The 22,305-nt window shown below is 70.6% G+C and carries 13 protein-coding genes and 5 pseudogenes; 11 read left to right on the top strand and 7 right to left on the bottom strand.

Going from position 1 to position 22,305, the window contains the following annotated elements; translation table 11 throughout:
- Nucleotides 1-13: 13 nt before the first annotated feature.
- Nucleotides 14-2,783: pseudogene (glnE, locus tag ACFJIX_RS09945) on the bottom strand (bifunctional [glutamate--ammonia ligase]-adenylyl-L-tyrosine phosphorylase/[glutamate--ammonia-ligase] adenylyltransferase).
- Between the two features lie 25 nt (nt 2,784-2,808).
- Between glnE and ACFJIX_RS09940 the strand changes: the two are divergent.
- The 6 genes and pseudogenes from ACFJIX_RS09940 (at nt 2,809) to ACFJIX_RS09915 (ending at nt 11,504) form a co-directional block, all read left to right on the top strand.
- Complete coding sequence (locus ACFJIX_RS09940) at nt 2,809-7,077, top strand: YhdP family protein (protein WP_377159566.1); 4,269 nt, start codon at nt 2,809-2,811, stop codon at nt 7,075-7,077.
- Nucleotides 7,074-7,970 carry a carbon-nitrogen hydrolase family protein gene (locus ACFJIX_RS09935; RefSeq protein WP_377159564.1) on the top strand — a complete coding sequence of 299 codons (897 nt, stop codon included), beginning with the start codon at nt 7,074-7,076 and terminating at the stop codon, nt 7,968-7,970. Before ACFJIX_RS09940 ends, ACFJIX_RS09935 begins: the two co-directional genes overlap by 4 nt.
- A gap of 89 nt (nt 7,971-8,059) precedes the next feature.
- The gene (locus tag ACFJIX_RS09930) at nt 8,060-8,647 is read left to right on the top strand and encodes a hypothetical protein (RefSeq protein ID WP_377159562.1); all 588 of its coding nucleotides are present in this window, start codon (nt 8,060-8,062) and stop codon (nt 8,645-8,647) included.
- 293 nt (nt 8,648-8,940) lie between these two features.
- A complete protein-coding gene (locus tag ACFJIX_RS09925) occupies nt 8,941-9,948 on the top strand; it encodes a methionine ABC transporter ATP-binding protein (RefSeq protein ID WP_377159560.1) in 1,008 nt (335 codons plus the stop codon).
- 86 nt (nt 9,949-10,034) lie between these two features.
- Nucleotides 10,035-10,633 (top strand): annotated as a pseudogene (locus ACFJIX_RS09920) (methionine ABC transporter permease).
- Between the two features lie 88 nt (nt 10,634-10,721).
- A complete protein-coding gene (locus ACFJIX_RS09915; RefSeq protein ID WP_377159558.1) occupies nt 10,722-11,504 on the top strand; it encodes a MetQ/NlpA family ABC transporter substrate-binding protein in 783 nt (260 codons plus the stop codon).
- A 240-nt stretch (nt 11,505-11,744) separates the two neighbouring features.
- Here ACFJIX_RS09915 and ACFJIX_RS09910 read toward each other — a convergent pair whose 3' ends face one another.
- Nucleotides 11,745-11,963, bottom strand: coding sequence for a hypothetical protein (locus ACFJIX_RS09910; RefSeq protein WP_377162146.1), 219 nt, complete (start codon nt 11,961-11,963; stop codon nt 11,745-11,747).
- Between ACFJIX_RS09910 and ACFJIX_RS09905 the strand changes: the two are divergent.
- The 4 genes and pseudogenes from ACFJIX_RS09905 to ACFJIX_RS09890 all read left to right on the top strand — a co-directional run.
- Nucleotides 11,902-12,165, top strand: a pseudogene (locus ACFJIX_RS09905) (MHYT domain-containing protein); the annotation flags it as partial. The gene ACFJIX_RS09910 and the pseudogene ACFJIX_RS09905 overlap by 62 nt on opposite strands.
- A gap of 103 nt (nt 12,166-12,268) precedes the next feature.
- A pseudogene (locus ACFJIX_RS09900) lies at nt 12,269-13,495 on the top strand (histidine kinase dimerization/phospho-acceptor domain-containing protein); the annotation flags it as partial.
- A gap of 157 nt (nt 13,496-13,652) precedes the next feature.
- Nucleotides 13,653-14,762, top strand: coding sequence for a response regulator (locus ACFJIX_RS09895; protein WP_377159556.1), 1,110 nt, complete (start codon nt 13,653-13,655; stop codon nt 14,760-14,762).
- The gene (locus ACFJIX_RS09890; protein WP_377159554.1) at nt 14,759-15,748 is read left to right on the top strand and encodes an HD domain-containing phosphohydrolase; all 990 of its coding nucleotides are present in this window, start codon (nt 14,759-14,761) and stop codon (nt 15,746-15,748) included. The genes ACFJIX_RS09895 and ACFJIX_RS09890 overlap by 4 nt, the downstream gene beginning before the upstream one ends.
- A 54-nt stretch (nt 15,749-15,802) precedes the next feature.
- Here the strand turns inward: ACFJIX_RS09890 and ACFJIX_RS09885 are convergent, their stop codons facing one another.
- From ACFJIX_RS09885 to ACFJIX_RS09875, 3 genes are all read right to left on the bottom strand, one after another.
- The gene (locus ACFJIX_RS09885; protein ID WP_377159552.1) at nt 15,803-17,185 is read right to left on the bottom strand and encodes a hypothetical protein; all 1,383 of its coding nucleotides are present in this window, start codon (nt 17,183-17,185) and stop codon (nt 15,803-15,805) included.
- Between the two features lie 247 nt (nt 17,186-17,432).
- Nucleotides 17,433-18,404, bottom strand: coding sequence for a hypothetical protein (locus ACFJIX_RS09880; RefSeq protein ID WP_377159550.1), 972 nt, complete (start codon nt 18,402-18,404; stop codon nt 17,433-17,435).
- On the bottom strand, nt 18,368-18,697 hold the full coding sequence (locus ACFJIX_RS09875) for a hypothetical protein (protein WP_377159548.1): 330 nt from the start codon (nt 18,695-18,697) through the stop codon (nt 18,368-18,370). The genes ACFJIX_RS09880 and ACFJIX_RS09875 overlap by 37 nt, the downstream gene beginning before the upstream one ends.
- A gap of 289 nt (nt 18,698-18,986) precedes the next feature.
- Between ACFJIX_RS09875 and ACFJIX_RS09870 the strand changes: the two are divergent.
- Nucleotides 18,987-20,237 (top strand): annotated as a pseudogene (locus ACFJIX_RS09870) (nucleoside recognition domain-containing protein).
- A gap of 13 nt (nt 20,238-20,250) precedes the next feature.
- Here the strand turns inward: ACFJIX_RS09870 and ACFJIX_RS09865 are convergent.
- The gene (locus tag ACFJIX_RS09865; RefSeq protein WP_377159546.1) at nt 20,251-21,384 is read right to left on the bottom strand and encodes a GGDEF domain-containing protein; all 1,134 of its coding nucleotides are present in this window, start codon (nt 21,382-21,384) and stop codon (nt 20,251-20,253) included.
- A 108-nt stretch (nt 21,385-21,492) separates the two neighbouring features.
- Nucleotides 21,493-22,302, bottom strand: a complete 810-nt coding sequence (locus ACFJIX_RS09860; protein WP_377159544.1) for a LytR/AlgR family response regulator transcription factor — start codon at nt 22,300-22,302, stop codon at nt 21,493-21,495.
- Between the last annotated feature and the right edge of the window lie 3 nt (nt 22,303-22,305).

The following is a 22,305-nucleotide window of genomic DNA, read 5'->3' as shown; positions in this document are numbered from 1 at the left end:
CCCGCTCCGCGACTCAGCCGAAGACGGCCCGCCAGAGCGCCAGCACCGCGTCGCGCTGCGGCGCAAGCGCCTCGGCGGCCTCGCCGTCGAGCGAGGTCGACTGCTCGTTCAGCCGCGCCCGGTGTTGCACGCGGCGCAGCTCGCGGTACGCGTCAGCGGCTGCGCGGCCCACGTCGGCGGGCAGCAGTCCGAACGACTCGGCGCGCTGCAGCAAGGCGATGTTGCCGGCGTTGGCCAGCAGTTCCGGGTGCTGCGCGGAGTGCGCCAGGATCAGGTACTGCAACGCGAATTCGGCGTCGACCATGCCGCCCGGGCTGTGCTTGACGTCGAAGAAGCCGGCGCGCACGGTCCGCGCGGCGCGCAGCTTCTCGCGCATCGCGACGACCTCCTCGCGCAGCGCCGCCGGGATCGCGCGGCGCGGTCAGCACCGCACGACGCGTGGCCTCGAAACGCTCGGCCAGCGACGCGTCGCCGGCGCAGAAACGCGCCCGCGTGATCGCCTGGTGTTCCCAGGTCCACGCCGTGTTGCTGCCGCGCCCGCCCTGGTAGTTCTCGAACGAGGACAGCGAGGTCACCAGCAGCCCCGAGTTCCCGTTGGGCCGCAGCGCCGTGTCGATGTCGAAGAGCTCCCCCGCCGCGGTCCGGATCGTCAGCCAGGTGATCAGCTTGCGGATGAAGGCGCCGTAGATCTCGGCCGCGTTGTCGTCCTCGTCGTCGAAGAGGAAGACCAGGTCCAGATCGCTGCCGTAGCCCAGTTCCTTGCCGCCCAGCTTGCCGTAGGCGATGACCGCCAGGCGCGGTGCCGGGCGGTGCTTCTGCTTGAGGCGGTCCCAGGCCCAGTCGAGCACGCATTGCAGCGTGGCATCGGCCAGCAGCGACAGTTCGTCGGCGACCTGCTCGACGCTGATCTGCCCTTCCACGTCCCGCACCAGCGTGCGGAAGACCTCGGCGTGATGCGCGCGGCGCACGCTGTCGAGCAGCGCATCCTCGCTCGCCTCGCCGTGTTCGGCCCAGGCGTCGTGACGCGCCTGCAGGTCCTGGATGAAGGCCGGCCCGTCGAAGCGCTCGTTCAGCAGCCGCGCGTCGGCCAGTTCATCGATCACGCCGGGATGCTGCATCAGGTAGCGCATCGGCCAGCGCGCCAGTCCCAGCAGGCGCAGCAGCCGGCCTTGCACGGGGGGGCGTTCGACCAGCAGCGCCAGGTAACTCTCGCGGCGCAGCAGCGGCTCGATCCAGTCGACGAAGCGCTGTGCCGCGTCCATCGTGCACTCGCCCTGGCGCACCGCCTGCGCCGCGCGCCCGACCAGCTTGGCCAGCCGCAGCCGCGATTCCTCGCGCAGGCTCTGCACGCGCGGCTGCTGGGCCCAGCGGCGCACATTGCCCGCCAGTTCGGCAGGCAGCTTGTCGAGGAATTCCTCGCTGTCGATCGGCAGCGGCGGCCCGCCGCACATGCCGTTCCTGCAATTGCCCTTGCCGCCCGGCGCGACGCCGTCGTGCAGCAGCGCGTCGAACTCGGTCGCCACCAGCTCCCGCACCTCCATCAGCTTGTCCAGCAGCGGACAGGCGTGGCTGTTGCAGGTCAGGTTCAGGCTGCGCGCGATCCAGCCGATGTCCTCGTCCGCCGCGGGCAGGCAGTGGGTCTGCTGGTCGTCCAGGTACTGGATGCGGTGCTCGACGCGCCGCAGGAAGTCGTAGCCCTGGGCCAGCGCCGTGGCGGTCTCGGGCTTCATCAGGCCGCGCGCGGCCAGCCGCGTCAGCGCCTTCAACGTCGAACGGGTGCGGATCTCCGGGAACTGCCCGCCGCGCACCACCTGCAGCAGCTGGACGATGAACTCGATCTCGCGGATGCCGCCGCGCGACAGCTTGACGTCGTTGGCCCGCTCGGGCCGCCCGGCGGCGCGGCGCTGGGCCTCGTCGCGGATCTTGCGGTGCAGCTGCCGCAGGCCTTCGAAGACGCCGTAATCCAGATAACGCCGGTAGACGAAGGGCGTCACCAGGCTGCGCAGCTGCATCGCGCGGCCGCTCTTGACGCTCTCGCGCGGCGCGACGATGCGGCTCTTCAACCACGCGAAGCGCTCCCATTCGCGGCCCTGGACGAGGAAGTACTCCTCCAGCATCGCCATGCTGACGGCGGGCGGTCCGGAGTTGCCGTTCGGCCGCAGCGCGAGGTCGACGCGGAAGACCTGACCATCCTCGGTCACGTCGCCGATCAGCGTCGACAGCCGCCGCGACAGCTGGGCGAAGTATTCGTGCGCGGAGATCTTCTGGCCGCCGGCACCGTTGCCTTCCGTCTGGCCGTCTTCCTCGTAGACATAGATCAGGTCGATGTCGGAGGACACGTTGAGTTCGCGCCCGCCGAGCTTGCCCATGCCGACGACCCAGAAGTCGATGTCCTGGCCGACGGCGTCGCGTGGCGCGCCGTACTGGGCGTCGAGTTCGGCGCGGCAGGCCACGACGCCGATGTCCAGCGTCACCTCCGCCAGGTGCGTCATCGCCTGCGTCACGTCGGTCATCGGGGCGCCCTGCTCGACGTCGAGCACGGCCAGCCGTTCCATCACCAACTGTCGCATCACGCGCAGTGCGGCGGGCAGCGGGCGCCCGGCTTGCCGGAGCCGGTCCACGACGGCACGCATCGTGACGTCGTCCGGCAGCCCGGGCGGCAGCAACGGCAATTCAGCCGCGTAACGGCGGCGGATGCGCTGAACGAAACGGCTGTGGTCCGCGGACGCGGCGGGCGTCGTGGCGCCTGCCGGGTTCGAGGTTGCCGAGGCAACTGAATCCATCGGTAAAGAATGCTCTCGCTGGCTCATGGCCGGAATGGCTGTGCTAGATTCGGCGACCGCCGTCCACCCTTACATGTCTTCGTCCGCCGCCACCAGTCCTGACTCCGGTTCCGCGGTCGCGAAACGACGCTGGTGGGCACGTTGCGCCCTCTGGCTCGGTCTGGCTTCGGCAGGGGTTTTCTCCCTGCTGATCGCGGCCTGGCTGGCATTGCACTGGGCGATTCTGCCCCACATCGACGACTGGCGACCCGAGCTCGAAAAGCAAGCCACCCAGGCATTGGGGGTACCCGTGAAGATCGGCGCCATCAGCGCCAAATCCTCGGGCTGGATCCCCACGCTGGACCTGCGCGACGTCCGGATCACCGACGCCGCCGGCCACGAAGCCCTGCATTTGCCGCGCGTCAGCGCCGCGCTGTCGCCGCGCTCGCTGCTGGCCCTTGAACTGCGTTTCTCCCAGCTGCTGCTGGACAGCCCCGAGCTGCTGCTGCGTCGCGATGCCAAGGGCCGCGTCTTCGTCGCCGGCCTCAGCGTCGACGGTCCGTCCGACACGCAGGCCTCCGACGACGCCGCCGACTGGTTCTTCGAGCAGCATGAATTCGTCATCCTGCATGGCCGCATCCGCTGGGTCGACGAGCTGCGCGCGGCGCCGCCGCTGGAGCTCTTCGACCTGAACCTGGTGCTGCGCAACGGCCTGCGGCGCCACCGGCTGCGGCTGGACGCGACGCCGCCGGCCGGCTGGGGCGAGCGCTTCACGCTGCGCGGCGAATTCACGCAATCGCTGCTGGACCGCCCCGGCGACGTGCAGCGCTGGAGCGGGCAGCTCTTCGGCCATCTGCCGCGCACCGACGTCAGCGAGCTGCGCCGCTACGTGGACCTGCCCTTCGAGCTCAACGAAGGCGACGGCGCGCTGCGCGCCTGGCTGGAAGTGGATCGCGGCGAGCCGCGCAGCCTGACCCTGGACATGGGCCTGCGCGCGGTGAAGCTGCGCGTCGCGCCGGGACTGCCGGAGCTGGCATTGGCCAAGATCGGCGGCCGGCTGGTGCTCAAGCAGACGCCGCAATCGCTGTCGCTGGAGGCCAAGGGGCTCGGCTTCCAGGCGGGCGACGGCCTCGACTGGCCGCGCTCGGACTGGCTGCTGGACGTGAAACGCGACCCCAAGACCGGAGCGCTGACCGGAGGCGACTTCCAGGCGCAGCAGCTGGACCTGACCCTCGGGGCGCAGATCCTGGCCCGGCTGCCGCTGGCCGAGTCGCAACGCCAGCTGATCGCCGACATGAAACCCGGTGGCCTGCTCAACGCGCTGCAGCTCCACTGGGAGGGCACGCTCGACGCGCCGCGCAGCTACCGCGCCAAGGGGCAGCTGCAGGGACTGCACCTGACGGCCGCGGCGCCGGAAGCGCCTGCGGATCCGGGCTCCTCGCCGCCGACCGGCCGGCCCGGCGTCAGCGGCGCCGACCTCCAGTTCGACGCCAACGAGCAGGGCGGCACCGCCACGCTGGCGATCAACAACGGCGAAGTGACCTTGCCCGGCGTCTTCGAAGAGCCGTCCCTGCCGCTGAAGCAGGCGCAGGCCACCCTGCGCTGGCAGGCGCAGCGTCCGGCGCCCCTCGGCGGCAAGCGCGCGCCGGCTCCAGCCACAGTGCTGCCGACGACGCTGCCGTCTACGGTGAAGCCCGCGGTCAGCCCGCTCGCGGCGGCCTCGATCGCGACCGCGGCGTCGGCCCCCGACGAGCCCCGCACGCGCTGGTCGGTGCAGTTCAACGGCGTCCGGATCGCCAACGACGACCTGCGCGCGGAGATCGACGGCGCCTGGCAGAGCGGTGACGGCAAGCGTCCGCACGACGCGGGCAAGCTCGACCTGACCGGCCGCATCGACGAGATCAGCGCGCCGCGCGTGCTGCGCTACCTGCCCGCGTCGATGGGCCACGAGGCGCGACGGTATGTCCGCGACGCGATCCGCGACGGCACCGTCCACAAGATCCAGGTGCGGCTGCAGGGCGACCTGCTCGACTTCCCCTTCGACGCGCCGCGCAGCAAGGGCCAGTTCCGCGTGTCCGGGCAGGTCCGCAACCTGACGCTGGCCTATGTGCCCAGCCACCCGGCCGACGACGAGCATCCGGCCTTCCAGTCCCCGTGGCCGGCGATGGAGCAGTTGGACGCCGAGCTGATCTTCGACCGCGCCGCCATGAGCATCCGCAACGCCAAGACGAAGCTGATGGGCGTGGAGCTGTTCAACGTCCAGGGATCGATCCCCGACCTGTACCACCACGCGCCCGTTCTGGAAATCGACGGCCAGGCGCGCGGCGCGCTGGTCGACGGCCTGCGCTACGTGAAGAACTCGCCGGTCGCGGCGCTGACCAGCCACGTGCTGGACAACACGATCGCCACCGGCCCGATGGCGCTGAAGCTCAACCTGCGGCTGCCGTTGATGCATATCGACGACACGACGGTGAAGGGCCTGGTCACGCTGACCGGCAACGACGTGCGCATCCGGCCCGACACCCCCCTGCTCGGCCAGGCGAAGGCGTTGGTGAGCTTCGACCAGAAGGGACTGCAGATCCGCGGCGGGCAGGCGCGCGTGCTGGGCGGCGACGCCACCTTCGACGGCGGCAGCCAGCCTGACGGCTCGATGCGCTTCGCGGCGCTGGGCACGGTCACGGCCGAGGCGCTGCGCAACGCGCCCGAACTGGGGCTGCAGCAGGTCGCGTCTGTGATGACCGGACAGACCTCGCTGCGCTTCGAGCTGGGCGTGCTCAAGGGCGGGCAGACGGAGGTCACCGTCACCAGTCCGATGCAGGGCATCGCGGTCAACCTGCCGGCGCCGATGCACAAGTCCGCCGACGAGACCTGGCCCCTGCGCATCGCCACGCGGGCGATCGCGGCGCCGGCCGGCACGCAGCGCGAGGAGCTGCGCGTCGAGGCCGGTCCGGTGCAGGCGCTCTACCAGCGCGACGTGACGACGCACGAGGCGAAGGTCCTGCGCGGCGCCGTCGCCGTGCGCGAGAAGCTGCCCGAGCTGCCGGCGCAGGGCGCCGTCGCCCGCGCCACCTTCGACCAGTTCAACGCCGACGCCTGGCAGACCGCGCTGCCGGGGCTGACCGGCGGGAAGGAAGGCACGGCGCTCGACAGCGCGACCGACGGCATGGCCGACGGCGGGTACGCGCCGTCGCAGTTGACGCTGAAGGCGCAGACGCTGCAGGTGGCGGGCCGCACGCTGAACGCCGTCACCGCCGGCATCTCGCACGACAGTGGCGCGGGCTGGCGGGTCTCGATGGACGCGCAGCAGCTCAGCGGCCTGATCGAGGTGCGGGCCGCGAAGCCCAACCAGCCGGGCCGCGTCTATGCCCGGCTGTCGCGGCTGTCCGTGCCCCGCAGCGACGTCGACGGCGTCGAGCAGCTGCTCGACAAGCAGCCCAAGTCGGTGCCGACGCTGGACATCGTCGTCGAGGACTTCGAGCTGCGCGGCAAGCGGCTGGGCCGCCTGGAGATCGACGCCCAGCAGCAGAGCGACGCGCGGGACTGGCGTCTCGGGCGGCTCGTGCTCAAGAGCCCGGACGCGACGCTGAGCGCGTCCGGCAAGTGGGCGCCGGAACCCGGCCAGGCGCTGCGCCGCACCGAGCTCGACTGGAAGCTGGACGTCGCGGACGCCGGCAAGCTGATGGAGCGCCTCGGCCAGGGCCAGGTGTTGCGCGGCGGCAAGGGCGAACTGACCGGCCAGGTGGCCTGGCAGGGCTCGCCGCTCTCGCCGGACTACGCGAGCATGAGCGGCCAGTTGAGCGTCGCGATGGAGAAGGGCCAGTTCCTCAAGGCGGAGCCCGGCGTCGGTCGGTTGCTGGGCGTGCTGAGCCTCCAGTCCATTCCGCGGCGGCTGATGCTGGACTTCCGCGACGTGTTCTCCGAGGGCTTCGCCTTCGACAACGTCACCGGCGACATCCGCATCGGCAAGGGCGTGGCCCGCAGCGACAACCTGCGCATGAAGGGCCTGCAGGCCGCGGTGCTGATGGAAGGCAGCGCGGACCTTGCCGCCGAGACCCAGGACCTGCACGTGCTGGTGCTGCCCGAGATCAACGCCGGCGGCGCCGCGCTCGCCTATGCGGCGGTGAACCCCGCGATCGGGCTGGGCGCCTTCCTGGCGCAGTGGCTGCTGCGCAAGCCGCTGGCCGCGGCCAGCAGCGAGGAATTCCGCGTCACCGGCACCTGGTCCGATCCCCGCATCGAGCAATTGCCGCGGCGCGCCCAGCCGCAGGGCAGCTACAACAGCACGGCCGCCCCGCAAGGAGAGACCGCCCCATGAGCACGCCATCCACCGCCTCCCCCAGCGCCGGGCCGCGCGCCGCCGCCCCGGTCACCGTCGCCGCGATCCAGATGGTGGCCGGCACCCGGCTGGAGGAGAACCTCGAGCGCGCCCGCCACTGGATCGGCGAGGCCGCCCGGCAAGGCGCCGCGCTGGTATCGCTGCCCGAGTACTTCTGCCTGATGGGCCACAAGGACACCGACAAGCTGCCTTTCGCCGAGCGGCCCGGTGACGTCGATGCGCCCATCCAGGGGGCGCTCAGCCGCGCGGCGCGCGAGCACGGCGTGTGGATCCTCGGCGGCACGCTGCCGATGGCCATCGACGGCGCGCCGGTGCCGGCGGAGCGGGTGCGCAACACCACCTGCGTCTTCGCGCCGGACGGCTCGCTGACGGCGCGCTACGACAAGCTCCACCTGTTCTGCTACGACAACGGCCGCGAGCGCTACGACGAGGCCCGCGTGCTGGAAGCCGGCGAGGCGCCCGTGACGGTCGACGCGGCGATCCCCGACGGACCGACGCTGCGCGTGGGCCTGTCCATCTGCTACGACCTGCGCTTCCCGGAGCTGTACCGCGCCATGAGCTTCGGCGGCGAGCGGCCGCTCGACCTCATCAGCGTACCGGCCGCTTTCACCTTCACGACCGGACAGGCGCATTGGGAGCTGCTCCTGCGCGCCCGCGCGGTCGAGAACCAGGCCTACGTCATCGCCGCCGCGCAGGGCGGCACGCATGAGAACGGCCGCCGCACCTGGGGCCACAGCATGATCGTCGACCCGTGGGGCGAGGTGCTCGCCTGCGTGCCCGAGGGCGAAGGCCTGGCGGTGGCCAGGATCGATCCGGCGCGCATCGCGCAGGTGCGCGAGCAACTGCCGGCGCTGCAGCATCGGCGGCTCTGAGCCTCGTCCCCTGAGCCTCAGACACTGAGCCCCGAAAGCGGTCCACTTCGGGCGATCGACGCCCGCTTTGCGGAGGCAAGATGCCCGGCATGATCGACCGTCGCCCCGCTCCTCTCCGTTCCGCGCTGGCCCAACTGGCTGCCGCGGCGTGCGCCTGCGCGCTGCTGGCGGGATGCGGCACGCCGGCTCGGCCGCTGGAGTCTTCGCTGACCGACATGGAGTCGTTGCAGCTGCGTTCGTGGATCAGTCCGCAACTGCGGCGCAACATCGACCTGCTGCCGGTCACCGGGGGCCAGGAGACCTCGATGTGGTGGGGCAGCCGCATCAACGCGATGACCTTGAACCAGACCTACCAGGAGTCGCTGCGGCGCCTGGGGCTGATGCCGGACGTTCCCGACACCGGCCGCTACCAGTTGCAGGTCGAGGTCCTGGCGCTGGCTCAGCCGAACGTGCCGGTGCTGCCCGAGGTCGCCCTCTCCGTCCGCTACACACTGACGGAACGTGCCGCTGGCGGCGGCAAGGTGCTCTATCAGCGGACGCTGCGCACGACGCAGAAGGCCGGCATCGACGACAGCCTGAACCCGAGCGAGCAACTGCGCATCGCCACGGAGTCCGCGCTGCGCAACAACATTGCGGACCTGATCCGCGAGCTCGCCTCCCTCGCTCTTCCAGCGTAGAAAGTCCTCGGTAGCAAAACCGGGGCAGTACGGAAGTGATTGGGGACGGTGAGGCGTGGGGTTTCGGACCTTGCGTCCGGGGCCCCATGCCTCGGCGGCCAACGCTTGGCCGCCGCAGGAAAGGCGCCCTTCCCGTTATACGAATTCAGCAGATCCCCCCACCCCGGCATATGCATATAAGCATTGATTGCTTGCCAAACGCCGGGTAATCCCTAAGCATCACGGTTTCCGCCCCAAAGAGAGGCGCACGACGGCAACGGGTGTCACCTGCCGCTAGCGTCCTTCATCGTCCCGTGATCGAACTTCAAAGCCTGCACAAATCGTATGACGTCGAGGGTCGCCGCGTTCTGGCGCTCCAGGGCGTGGATCTGAAGATCGAATCGGGCGAAGTGTTCGGGATCATCGGCGCGTCGGGCGCTGGCAAGAGCACGCTGCTGCGGGTGATCAACCTGCTGGAGCGGCCGGACAGCGGCCGCGTGGTGGTGGCCGGCCAGGACCTGCAGGCGCTGGACGCCGCCGGCCTGCGTGCTGCCCGGCAGAAGATCGCGATGATCTTCCAGCACTTCAACCTGCTGAGCTCGCGCACCGTCGCGCAGAACGTCGCCTGGCCGCTGCGCATCGCCGGCTGGGAGGCGGCCCGGATCGCCCCGCGGGTGCAGGCCTTGCTGGCCCGGGTGGGTCTGGCCGACCAGGCCGACAAGTACCCCGCGCAGTTGTCCGGCGGACAGAAGCAGCGCGTCGGCATCGCCCGCGCGCTGGCGCTGGACCCGCAGGTGCTGTTGTGCGACGAGGCCACCAGCGCGCTCGACCCCGAAACCACGCGCTCCATCCTGGACCTGCTGGCCGAGCTCAATGAAGAGCTGAAGCTCAGCATCGTCCTGATCACGCATGAGATGGACGTGGTCCGCCGCGTCTGCGACCGGGTCGCGGTGCTCGAGGGCGGCCGCATCGTCGAACAGGGTCCCGTCGCGCAGGTCTTCCTGCATCCGCGCTCGGGCACCGCGAAGCGCTTCGTCCTCGCCGCGGAACACGTCGACGAAGGCGAGCAGCGCGACGACTACGCGCATGTCGCGGGCAGTCTCTGGCGGCTGACCTTCTTCGGCGAACGCACCTACGAGCCCCTGCTGGGCGAAGTCGCCCGTCACGCGAATCTGGACTTCGGCATCCTGGCCGGCCGCATCGACCGGATCAAGAAGCAGCCCTATGGACAGCTGACCATCGCCGTCAGCGGCGGCGATCACGCCGCGGCGCGGCAGCTGCTGGCCGAGCGCGGCGTGCAGGTCGAGGAGCTGCGCGCATGAGCCTCGCCACCACCCCTTCCCTGCTCGACACGCTGAAGGCCATCGACTGGCCCGAGATCGCCACCGCCGGCGGCGACACGCTGCTGATGCTCGGCGGCTCGCTGCTGTTCACCGCGCTGCTCGGCCTGCCGCTGGGCATCGCGCTCTACCTGTTCGACCGCGACCGGCTGGTGTCCTCGCCGAAGGTGTACACGCTGCTGTCCTTCGTCGTGAACGTGCTGCGTTCGCTGCCCTTCGTGATCCTGCTGATCGTGCTGATCCCGTTCACGCTGCTGGTCACCGGCACCTCGCTCGGCGTGGCCGGCGCCATCCGCCGCTGGTCGTCGGTGCGACGCCCTTCCTGGCACGTCTGGTCGAGACCGCGCTGCGCGGCGTCGACCGCGGCATCGTCGAGGCCGGTCTCGCGATGGGCGCCAGCACACGCCAGATCGTGTGGCAGGGCCTGCTGCCCGAGGCCCTGCCCGGTCTCGTCTCCGCGCTCACCGTCACCGCCATCACGCTGGTCGGCTACACGGCGATGTCCGGCGTCATCGGCGGCGGCGGCCTGGGCGACCTGGCCATCCGCTTCGGCTACCAGCGCTTCCAGACCGAGGTCATGGTCGTGACCGTCGTGCTGCTGCTGGTGCTCGTGCAACTGCTGCAGATGTTCGGCGACTGGCTGGTGACCCGCGTCTCCCATCGCTAGTCACGTCGACCCGTACCCCGCCTCCCCCTTCCATCGCCGGGCGCCCCAAGCAGGCGCGCGGCACCGTTCCCTCAGAGGAGTTCTACCCATGAAGAAGCTGTTCACCGCCGCCGTCGCGGCCCTGTCCCTGGCGGCCGCCGGCACCGCCGCCGCCGAGAAGCTGACCGTCGCCGCCACCGCGGTGCCGCACGCCGAGATCCTGAACCTCGTCAAGCCCGAGCTGGCCAGGCAAGGCGTGGAACTCGAGGTCAAGGTCTTCACCGACTACGTCCAGCCCAACGTGCAGGTCGCCGAGAAGCGCCTGGACGCCAACTTCTTCCAGCACAAGCCCTATCTGAACGAGTTCAACAAGGGCAAGGGCACGCACCTGGTCGCCGTCGCCGCCGTGCACGTGGAGCCCTTCGGCGCCTACTCGACCAAGCACAAGACCCTGGCCGCGCTGCCCGACGGCGGCACCGTCGCCATCCCCAACGACCCGACCAACGGCGGCCGCGCGCTGCTGCTGCTGGACAAGGCCGGCGTGATCAAGCTCAAGGACAAGGCCAACATCCTGTCCACGACCAAGGACATCGCCGACAACCCGAAGAAGCTGAAGTTCCGCGAGATCGAGGCCGCCACGCTGCCGCGCATCCTGCCGCAGGTCGACCTGGCGCTGATCAACACGAACTACGCGCTGGAGGCGAAGCTGAATCCGTCCAAGGACGCGCTGGCGATCGAGGGCGGCGAGTCGCCCTACGCCAACTGGCTGGTCACGCGTGACGACAACCAGAACGCCCCGGCCGTGAAGAAGCTGGCCGCCGCGCTGCAGACCGAGGCGGTCAAGCGCTTCATCCAGACGCAGTACAAGGGCGCGGTCGTCCCCGCCTTCTGATTTCCGGACGCTCCGCTAAACGCCCCGCATTCGCGGGGCGTTTGCATTTGCGGGCGAGTAGTCGCGCATTTGTGCCGTATGACGAACGCCGCTTCTTGGCACCATGGCGCCCTCCTCCCATGCCCGGGTCGTGCGCTCGCGCGAGCGCACGACCTGCCCCTCCGTGTCCGACCTCCTCGCGGTCCTGCCGCAGTTCTTCCTGTTCCGCGACGGCGCCCCGACGCTGCTGCTCACCGGCCGCTACGACTGGCCACTGGTGCTGCTGTCGCTGGCCGTCGCCTCGCTGACCTCGGCGCTGGCGCTGCAGGTCGCGGGCGTGGCCAAGCCGGCCAAGGGCTGGCGCCGCCAGGCGATCCTGGCCACCGGCGCGCTGGCCCTGGGCGGCGGCATCTGGTCGATGCACTTCATCGGCATGCTGGCGTTCGAACTGTGCGCGCAGGTCGCCTTCGACGCCCACATCACCGCGATCTCGATGGTGCCGGCGGTGATCGCGTCCTGGGTCGCGCTGGCCTTGCTGGCCCGTCACCAGCTCAACGGCTGGCGGCTGGTCGTCGGCGGCGTGCTGGTGGGCGCCGGCATCGGCACGATGCATTACACCGGCATGGCGGCGATGGAGATGTCCCTCGCGCTGCGCTACGACCCCGTCTGGTTCGCCGCCTCCATCGTCGTGGCGGTGTTGCTGGCGATGCTGGCGCTGTGGATCCGTTTTCGGCCTGGCCGGCCGGATCCACCGTCACTGGGCGATCGCGCTGGGCGGCCTGGTGATGGGCTGCGCGATCGCCGGCATGCATTACACGGCGATGGGCGCGGCGCGCTTCGTCGGGCTGGGCGACGGCCCCTGCAACACCAGCGTCGAGAACGCGGGCTGGCTCGCCCTGGCCGTGACCGTGATGGCGCTGGCCATCAGCGCGATCACCGCCGGCGCCAACGGCCTGCTGGCGCTGCGCCGTCTCAACACCGACCTGATGGACGAGCGCCGCCGCATGCTCACGATGGAGCAGGCGTTGCGCGACAGCGAGACCAAGTACCGCACCGTCATCGCCAACAGCCCCGGCGTGACCTTCCGCTGCCGCATGGACGAGAACTGGTCGATGCTGTTGATCAACGACGCCGTCGAGGAACTGACCGGCTGGCCCGCGCAGGACTTCCTGGAGGGCCGGCAGCATTTCGCCGCCTTGATCCACCGCCACGACCAGGAGCGCGTGAACGCATCGGTCGAGACCGCCGTGGCCGCCGATGCGCCGTATTCGATCGAGTATCGCGTCCACACCCGCGAAGCCGGCGAACGCTGGGTGTCCGAGCGCGGTCGCGCGGTACGCGACACCCGCGGCGCGGCGCAGTGGATCGACGGGGTGATCCTCGACATCACCGAACCCAAGCGCCTGCAGCGCCAGCTCGAGGAAGCCAAGGAACGCGCCGAATCCGCCGCCGCGGCCAAGAGCGCCTTCCTGGCCAACATGAGCCATGAGATCCGCACGCCGATGAACGCCATCCTCGGCTTCACCGAGCTGCTGCTGGACACCACCCTGACGGACTCGCAGCGCCGCCATCTGACGACGGTGCGGGGCTCCGCGCGTTCGCTGCTGTCGCTGCTCAACGACATCCTGGACACCGCCAAGCTCGACAAGGGCGCGATGGAACTGGAGGTCGTCGACTTCTCGCTGCGCACCGTCTGCGAGCAGGCGCTGGACTCGCTGCGGCTGCTGGCGCAACGCAAGAACCTGGCGCTGCACCTCGACTATCCGGGCGCCGAGCCGCGCTTCTTCAAGGGCGACCCGCTGCGCGTGCAGCAGGTGCTGCTGAACCTGGTCGGCAACGCCATCAAGTTCACCGAGCGGGGCGTGGTGACGCTGCGCATGCGCCAGGAGGGCGGACAGATCCACCTGGCCGTCATCGACACCGGCATCGGCATCGCCGCCGACCGGCTGGACCGGATCTTCGACGCCTTCGCGCAGGCCGACGCCTCGACGACGCGCCGCTTCGGCGGGACCGGACTGGGCACGACGATCTCGCGCCAGCTGGTCGAGCGCATGGGCGGCCCGCATCACCGTCGAGAGCGAGGTCGACCAGGGCAGCACCTTCCACGTCTGGCTGCCGCTGCCCGCGGGCGACGCCGCGCGCGCCGAGTCCGACGCGACCGAGGTGGCCGTGACGCTGCCGCCCCTGCGCCTGCTGGTGGCGGACGACGTGGCGCAGAACGGCGAGCTGCTGCAGATCATCCTGGGCCGCGAGGGCCATCAGGTCACGCTGGCCTCGGACGGGCTGCAGGCGCTGAAGGCCTTCTCCGACGAACGCTTCGACGCGGTACTGATGGACGTCCACATGCCGGGGCTGGACGGGCTGGGCGCGACGCGCCGGATCCGCAACTTCGAGCATGCGCAGGGTCGCGGCCACACGCCGGTCGTCGCGCTGACCGCGAGCGTGCTGGAAGAAGACCGCCAGGCGGCGCTGGCCGCCGGCATGGACGGCTTCGCGGTCAAGCCGCTGGACCCGGCGCGGCTGTTCGCCGAGATCGCCCGCGTGCTGGGCCTGACGCCGGGGCGCTCGCCGGCCCTCGCCGGTCCGGTGCCGACGACGCGCCATGCGATCGATGCCCGCGTCGCGGGCGCGATGGCCGGCCCGCTGGACTGGCAGCAGGGCCTGCGGTTGTGGGGCAGCGTGACCGCGTGGCAGCGCGGACTGCGCCGCTTCGCCGAGGAACAGCGCGACGGCGTCGCGCGGCTGCATCAGCTGACGCACAGCCGGCAATGGATCGAGATGCGCGGGCTGGTGCATCGCTGGCGCGGCGTGGCCGGCAGCCTGGCGATGCCGGCACTGCTCGCCGCGGCGCAGCCGGTCGAATCGGCGCTGCGGCTGGGCCGGCAGGAAGATCTGATGGCGCTCGTCGACACGCTGGCGATGGCGCTGCAGCACACGCTGGACGCGATCGTGGAACTGGACGGCACGCCGTCGGGCTTTGCCGCGAGCGCGCCGATGCCGATGGCGGAGCCGTCGGCCGCGGCGGTCGCCGTGGCGCAGGAGATCCGCGAGAAGAAGACGCTGATCGATCGGCTGGCGGCGGCCCTCAAGCGCAGCGAGCTCGACGACGAATCGCTGGCCGCGCTGCGCACCGCCTTCGGCGCCGAGGCGCATCGCGCCGCTGGCGCAGGCGCTGGACGACTTCGACTTCGACGCGGCGGTGCTGCTGCTGCAGTCGCTGCGCAGGCAGCTGAGCGCGGCCTCGTCGGCGGCCTCGGGCGCGCGAGGATGACGCCGTGATCGCCGACCACCGCCCCAAGCTGCTGCTTGTCGACGACGAGCCGGCCAACCTGCAGGTGCTGCGCCACGTGCTGCAGGACGACTACCGGCTGCTGTTCGCGCGCGACGGGCAGAAGGCGCTGGAGCTCGCGAAGAGCGAGTCCCCGCAGCTCATCCTCCTGGACATCATGATGCCGGGCATGTCCGGCCTGGACGTCTGCCGGGTGCTGAAGTCGCAGCCGGCGACGAAGCGCACGCCGGTGATCTTCGTCACCGCGCTGGCCGATTCGAGCGACGAGACCGAGGGCTTCGAGGCCGGCGCGGTGGACTACATCGCCAAGCCGGTGAGCCCCCCGGTCGTGCGCGCGCGGGTGCGCACGCACCTGTCGCTGGTGCGCGCCGACGAGCTGCGCGAGACGCGGCTGCAGATCGTGCAGCGGCTGGGCCGCGCGGCGGAATACAAGGACAACGAGACCGGCTGGCATGTCGTCCGCATGAGCCATTTCGCCCACCTGCTGGCGCTGGCCGCGGGCTGGACCGACCGGGAGGCCGACGATCTGCTGCACGCCGCGCCGATGCACGACGTCGGCAAGCTCGGCATTCCGGACGCGATCCTGCAGAAGCAGGGTCCGTTGACCGAGGCCGAGTGGACGGTGATGCGCCGGCACCCGGCCATCGGCGCCGAGATCCTCGGCGACCAGACGACCGGACTGCTGGGCCTGGCGCGCCGCATCGCGCTGACGCACCACGAGAAGTGGGACGGCAGCGGATATCCGGAAGGACTGGCCGGCGAGGCGATCCCGCAGGAGGCCCGCATCGTCGCCATCGCCGACGTCTTCGACGCGCTGACCAGCATCCGGCCCTACAAGCCGGCGTGGCCGATCGAGCGCGCGGTCGAGCACCTGCGCGCGCAAGCCGGCCGGCACTTCGATCCGGCGCTGGTGGAGCTCTTCATCGGCGTGCTGCCGCAGGTGCTGGAAGTGCGGGAGCGCTTCCTCGAGAGTTGACCCCACGCCTGGGCCTGGGCCTGGGCCGCGCGGAATCTCCGGGCGACGTCACGGTCACTCGACGAACCTGAGCGTCCGCGTCGGCAGATCAGTGCCGAGATAGGTCCACCAGAACGTGTCGCCGGCGTCCCTCGGCAACAGCCAGTAGCGCTGATCGCTGTCCAGTGCCTTCAAGCGGAAATACTCGACGCGATTCGAGTACGGGTTGGCATGGATGAAGACATCGCCGACGGTGCCCCGGAAATCGTTCTCGCCCCAGGCATGAACCGGCGTCGTCGCCTGCAGCTTTTCCGGCAGATCCGTCCCGAGGTATTCCCAGTGGAGGTTGTCCGTCTTGCCGGGGAGAAGTACCAGTAGCGGCCCTCGCCGTCGAACGCCGCCAGCCGGAAGAACTCGACATCGCCGTTGTACGGGTTCTCGTAGACATGGATGTCGCCGAGGGTGCCGCGGTGATCGTTGTCGCCCCAGCGGCCGGTGCCCAGCACCTGCCTCGCCAGCTGCACCGCGTCGTCGCGCATTCCCCGGGCCATCAGCGTCCTGTAGACCCAGGGCCAATAGGCGCTCAGCCGCGGATGCACCGACCGTGCCGGAGACGGTGCTCACCAGCCACTCGCCGACCTGCCGGGTCGCGAGGATGGCGCCGCCCCGGTCGCCGGCATCGATGGGCGACACCGCGAACCGGCCCCAGCCGGCCGTGTGCCCGGTGAGGCCCACGATCAGGTCGTCCGTGTCGCTGTCGCTGAACGCCAGCCCGCCCTGACCGGCGGGCGTCTCATAGAGCGACGCATGGAGGCCGGTGGCCGCCGACTGCCAGAAGTAGCTGTAGGGAAAGAAGAAGTGCCGGTAGAGGTCATCCGAGGTCCTCCAGGCGCGAATCCCGGCAAAGGATCGATGGATGAGGGGCATCTCGGTGTCGGCCACATACGTCGTCCTGCGGCGCGCGGAGGTCCGGACGCCGCCGGGATCGTGATCCTGGCCGTAGACCGCCAGGGTCGTCCTGATGCGTTCGCCGGTCATCGGCACCGGATCCGAGAGCAGCCGCTGCTCGAGGCGATAGCTGGGGATGGGGACCGTGGTCGGCATGCCGCCGCCGAACGGCGCGTCGAACAGGACGAGCGCCAGATCGCCCAACGGCCCGAGCTGGCGGGAATACGTCACCGCCACGCCCGTCTGCCATTGATCCGTCCCGCGGTGACGAAAGCTGTGGTGAGGCCAGCCCTCGACGCAGCGCTGCGCCGTCAGTGCGACGCGCGGCGTGATGAGCGTCGCCGAGCAATGCATGTTGCTGAGCAGCCAGGCGGGCGGCATCTCGATGTGGGCGCCGCTGTTGACGCCGGTGGTGACGCTGGCGCCGACGCCTGCCGCGCCGGTCAGCGGCAGCATCGCGAGCAGCCAGCGGGCAAGGCCACGACGAGGCCGGGACAGACGATCATTCATGAGGCACGCCACCCCTTCCACACCGGAAGGGTCTGGCCATTCTTCGAAGTCGGTCGCGCCGGCCCAATGAGCTTGAGCCGGACCGCGACCCGCGTCGACCGACCGGGGTCAGGTCTCCTCCCGGTCGAGGTCAGGGCACGGTGGCTTCCTCGGCAGGCATGTCGTCGACTTCCGGCGCGCGGCCCGACTGCGGCGCGCGCCAGCCCAGGACGCGCCAACGCGTCGGCAGCGCGGTGCCGAGCGGCTCCTACCACGGATCGCTGTCGTCCCCGATCCTCGGCAACCACCAGTAGGACCCTTCCGGGATCCGCGCCTTCAGTCGATAGAAGCTCGTCGCGCCGGTCCGGGAATCCTCGCTCTCGAAGATGTCGCCCGGTGCTCCGCTTTCGGCATTGCCGTTCCACGGCAGCCTGGCATCCAGGACCTGCCGCGCCAGATGCGCGGCATCGGCCCGCAGTCCCTGAGCCAGCATCACCCGGTGCACCTCCGGCCAATGCAGCGCCAGACGGGGATGCAAGGTGCCCGGCGCGGCCACAAGACCCACGAGCGCCCCCGGCAGGTAGTACTCGTCCACGGGCGAGGCGCGCGTCGCCATCAGGCCGGCGCCCTGGTTGGCGCCGATGAAGGGCGCGTCGAGCACGGCCGGCTGACCGGGCAAGGGCACCGGGCGGCCGGTGCGGGTGATGCCGTCCGCCGCCGTTCCGACCAGCGGGATCAGCCAGCGGTCGGCGCGCAGCACGTCATCGCGGCCGTGCAAGGCCGCCGTCACGTCCGGGCCCAAGGTGTCCACGCCGCTGGCAGCCGTCCCGGGAGCGGCGTCAAAACGCGCCGGTTCAGTCTTCCTGTGGAAGGCCAGCGAGCGGTAGGTCAGCGGCACGTTCACCTCATCGCCGAATCGAAAGCCCGAGCCCATCACGCCGTGATAGCTCCTGATGAACATGGGCGTGTCGGTGCGATCGGCCCGCGTCGGCGTGGGTCCGTAGGCATAGAGGCGCGTGCCCTCCCACCGGGCGGGGTTGGGCGCGGCCGGATCGCGCAGCAGTTCCCGCTCGCGCCGATAGCTCGGGATCGGCGCGCCGGTGGTGCCCAACGGCTCCCAGGACTGAGGTTCGTCCAGCAGGATCAGTTGCAGTCCTGCCGGAGGCGCGTGGCTCAGCAGGCGATCCTCGATGAGGCGCCCGCTCAACGGCCGCCGATTGACGCGCTGCGTGAGCTGCACGCGTCCATCGCCCGCGGGGACAACGCGCCGACGGCGCAGGCGTAGGTCGTCAACGCCACGCGCGGCGAGATCTGCGTCGCGGAGCAATGGTCCCGCCCCAGCACCCACAAGGGCACCTGGTAGAGCGTCGCGGACGGCGCGGGACGCCGCGGGGCGTCCGAGGCCGCCTCGGCGGCGAGGATCGTGCCCAGCAGGGCGCCGAGCATCCACGGTCCGCGTCCGCGGCGGATGCCGGGGCGCCTGGCGTGGGAGATCGGGCCGGCGGGCCCTCGACAGCAGGAAAGGATCGACATGACGGTCTCCAGCCCTTCGACGACAGGAAGGGCCAGGCCATTCTTCGGAGATCGCCCTCGCGGCTCAATGACCGCGAGCAGGGGCAGCTCGGCCCTCGACTGCCCGGCATCGGGCTCGCCGGCCCCAGGTGTGCCGATGTCGTGCGCGCGACGGCTGCGGCGGTCCGCCGTCCGCCCGACGTGATCCTCCCCCTGTCCCGCGGCAGTTATGACCCGCCCCCACAAGGTGATGCTCGCAATCCCCAGTCGCCTCGGCCCGGCGCGCGCGGGGCCGGAATAATGCGCGCCCATGGTGCTCAATTTCATCTGGATCGGGTTCTTCCTGATCGGCTTCGCGGTCGCGCTGGCGCGGCTGGTCCAGGGCGACCTGACCATCTTCACGCAGGTGCTGACCGGCATCTTCGACACGGCCAAGACCGGCTTCGACATCTCGCTCGGCCTGGTCGGCGTGATGAGCCTGTGGCTGGGCCTGATGAAGGTCGGCGAGAACGCCGGCGTGATCCAGCTGTTCGCGCGGGCGATGGGCCCGTTCTTCGGCCGCATCTTCCCGGAGGTGCCGCGCGGCCATCCGGCGGGCGGCTCGATGGTCATGAACTTCTCGGCCAACATGCTCGGCCTGGACAACGCCGCCACGCCGCTGGGCCTGAAGGCGATGAAGGAGCTGCAGGAGCTCAACCCGCGGAAGGACACCGCCAGCAACGCGATGGTCATGTTCCTGGTGCTGAACACCGCCGGCATCACGCTGATCCCGACCACGGTGATCGCGATCCGGCAGGCGATGGCGGTGGACCAGGGCCTGGTCGGGTTCAACGCGGCCGACATCTTCCTGCCCACGCTGATCGCCACCTTCATCTCGTTCATGTCGGGGCTGATCGCGGTGGCGTGGGTGCAGCGCATCAACCTGTTCAGCGTGCCGGTGCTGGTGTTCGTCGGCGGCTTCATCGCGATCATGGCCGGCGTCTTCGGCTGGCTGCACAGGCTACCCGCCGGAAGTGATGTCGCAGTACATCGGCGTGCTGGGCAGCGGCGTGATCCTGAGCATCATCGTGATGTTCGTCGCCGTCGGCGCGTGGCGCCGCATCAACGTCTACGAGTCCTTCGTCGAAGGCGCCAAGGAGGGCTTCGGCGTCGCGATCCAGATCATTCCCTACCTGATCGCGATCCTGGTGGCGATCTCGGTGTTCCGCACGACGGGCTGCATGGAGTTCGTCGTGCGCGGCATCGCCGCCGGCGTGGGCGCGCTGGGCCTGCCGACCGACTTCGTCCCGGCGCTGCCGGTCGGGCTGATGAAGACGCTGTCGGGCAGCGGCGCGCGCGCCGCCTGATGGTGGACGTGCTCAAGACCTACGGCGTCGACAGCTTCGAGGGCAAGCTCGCCGCGATCATCCAGGGCTCGACCGAGACCACCTTCTACGTGCTGGCCGTCTACTTCGGCAGCGTCAACATCAAGAAGACCCGCTACGCGCTGACCTGCGGCCTGTTCGCGGATTTCGTCGGCCTCGTGGGCGCGATCGTGGTGGGGTACTGGTTCTTCAAGTGAGGCCGCGCCGGCGTCACTCGACGCGATCGCGACCGTTCGCCTTGGCGCGATAGAGCGCCGCGTCGGCACGCGCGAGCAGCGCGTCCAGGCTGACATCCCCCGGCAGCGCCCAGGCCACGCCCAGGCTCGCCGTGCACGGCGGGATGCCGGGTTCCGGCGCGTGCGTCGCGAGCGCGGCCCGCACGCGCTCGGCCGAGGCATGCGCGGCCTCGGCATCGGTGGACGGCAGCAGGATCACGAACTCCTCGCCGCCATAACGACCGAGCCGGTCCGTCACGCGCAGTTGCTCACGCATCACCGCCACCGCGCCGGCCAGCACCCGGTCGCCGGCCTGGTGACCGTGCCGGTCGTTGACCAGCTTGAAGTGGTCGATGTCGAGCAGCAGCAGCGACAGCGGCTGCCCGTAGCGGCGCCAGCGATCGAATTCCTCGCCGCCGGCCTGCAGCAGCGCGCGACGCGTCAGCGCGCCGGTCAGCGCGTCGCGGGTGGCGAGCAGCTCGAATTCCTCGCGCACGCGCTCGCTGGCCATCAGCAGCACGCCCACGCTCAGCAGCAGCACGCTGAAGCAATAGCTCGCGATGTAGCTCGTCTGCACCGCCGTCATCGCGAAACGCGAGGACTGCGCGCCATCGACCCAGAACGTCGCCAGGCCGCGCAGCACCAGCACGGCGGCCTGCAGCAGCAGCGTCGCGCCGATCAGGCGCGCCGCGAAACCGCGGCCGTCCCGCAGGACCAGCCGCGCATGCGCCAGCACGCAGGCCGTCATCGTCCCGGTGAACACGACCATGCGCACGCGGTAGTCCGGCCAGACCAGGAACCAGGTCAGCACGGCCAGACTGAGCAGCGCGATCGCGCCCCACAGGCGCCAGGTCACGCGCTGTCCGAAGAAGCGTTGCGAGCCGAAATAGAACAGGCCGCACCCCGTGAGCAGCAGCACGTTGCCGGTCTGCGCCACCAGGAATTCCGGCAGCAGTCCCTGCAGCGCGTAGACGCCGGCGGCGAGCGCGCAGGTCATCGGCGCCAGCGCCCAGGGCAGCAATCCGCTGATCGTCGGCGGATAGTTGCGCCGCACGCCGAGCAGCACGCCGCCCATGATCGCCGCCATCAGCGCGGTCATGACGGTGATCGAGCGGGGATCGAGCTGCATGTGCCCGCCAGTGTAGGGGGCGCCCGTGACGGGACCTCGGCCGCCTCGCCGCCGCAGCCCGCCGCGGCCCGCCGCCGCGCGCCAGCAGGCCGCCAACCGCCCTGAGGCCTACATCGACTTGAACAGATGCACGTACGCGCGGCTGACCGGCAGCTCGCTCGCGTGGCCGCGCACGCGCACGAACAGCCGGCTCAGCTCGTCGCGGCGCGTGCCGCTCACATGGTCCAGGTTCACGATCGTCGAGCGGTGCACCTGCCAGAAGCGTTCGCCGTCGAGTTGCGCGGCGAGCTCGTGGATCGGCGTGCGGATCAGGTACTCGGTCGTCGCGGTCTGCACGCAGGTGTACTTGTCGTCGGCGCGGAAGAACAGCACCTCGTCGACGGGGACCTGATGCATCAGGTCGCCCTGCGTCGCGCGCACCCAGCGCAGCGGCCCCGCCGCCCTCGCCAGCGCGCTGCCCGGCGCGTGCAGGCGCTGCAGCGCGGCGAGCAGGCGCGCGTCCACGCCGTCCTCGCCGTGATCGCCAGCCGCGCCGGCCGCGCCCGCGTCCCGCTTCGCCAGCGCGCGGCGGATCCGCTCGACCGTGCGACCGAGCCGCTCCGCCTCCACCGGCTTGAGCACGTAGTCGATCGCTTCCTGCTCGAAGGCCTGCACCGCGTACTGGTCGTAGGCAGTGACGAAGACGACTCGCGTCGACCCCTCGATGCCCTCCGCGACCTCCAGTCCGGTCAGGCCCGGCATCTGGATGTCGAGGAAGGCCAGGTCCGGCTGCAACGCCGCGATCTGCTCGGCGGCTTCCTGGCCGTTGCGGGCGATGTGGACGATGTCGAGCTCCGGCCAGACGGCGGTCAATTGCGCCGCGAGCGCGCGGGCCAGGTGGGGTTCGTCGTCGGCGATCAGCGCGGTGGGTGCGGTCATGGT

Origin of the sequence: Roseateles sp. UC29_93 (assembly GCF_042695725.1) — a bacterium.
Taxonomy (GTDB): domain Bacteria; phylum Pseudomonadota; class Gammaproteobacteria; order Burkholderiales; family Burkholderiaceae_C; genus Roseateles; species Roseateles noduli_A.
This window is presented reverse-complemented; position numbering and strand designations above follow the sequence as displayed.